Annotated in this window: 1 protein-coding gene; it reads left to right on the plus strand. The window is 42.3% G+C overall.

Translation table 11 applies throughout. The features are described 5' to 3' along the window. Positions 1–464 precede the first annotated feature (464 nt). Positions 465–827 (plus strand): hypothetical protein (locus R7044_RS24795; RefSeq protein WP_225455945.1); only part of this gene is annotated, 363 nt, incomplete at its 3' end.

Genomic DNA, 827 nt, shown 5'->3' on the forward strand with positions numbered 1-827 from the left:
AAAACGGGTATAGACACTATTAAGCTACAGCAGCAAGCAATACTTAGTCGGTTCCATTTCACGGTGTTTCTCCTAAAAAATCGTGTTGCTTTTTGCTGTTTCATCTCACATTTGAGATAAAACATCACAAATAACAGTGTTTGAGTAAGTAAATTATCAACCTACTGTTAAACCTAGGCTTTTGTTTAGAATATCCAGAAGTTCGCCTGATTAAACCTTAGCACATGTGCAAAATGTTGCTTGGCAACCGTTTGTGTTTAAGCAAGAGAAAAGCTTGATTTCTTAATATCATAGCATTCCACGACCTGTGCAATTCCCTGCTGCACCTGTAACCCCGCCCCTTGAGTTAATCAGCACATCGCCCCTTGCACATACAACGAAAATATGAAGATTTTGACTAAACTATAGACGTAAATATTGGGGTGACAAACTTTTGACTTAGTTCAAAGTGGGGCGAGGTAGATATGGAACGAGTAACTTTTGGCTCATTGATGAGTAATATTGTAGTTATCGGTCTCGATGGGGAAATTAGAACCCTCGAACAAGGACAGTTGCCTAAACCAGGGGAACTAATCATTAACGAAGTTTCAGACACTTCAGAACTGGTCATTGAGCAAGTGACACCGCAAGGCAGTTCCATCAATGTAACTGGTGATATTACTGCGTTGATAGAAGCTATTGCAGCGGGACAAGACCCGACCCAACTAGGTCAAGAGTTTGAAACCGCAGCGGGCGAAGCAAATGGGTCTAGTCCTCAGACAACAGGGAATGTTGCGCGAACAGGGACAGAATTGCTCGCCAGTACCAACTTTGAGACAGTTGGCACT

Source organism: Vibrio sp. 1402 (assembly GCF_033340275.1).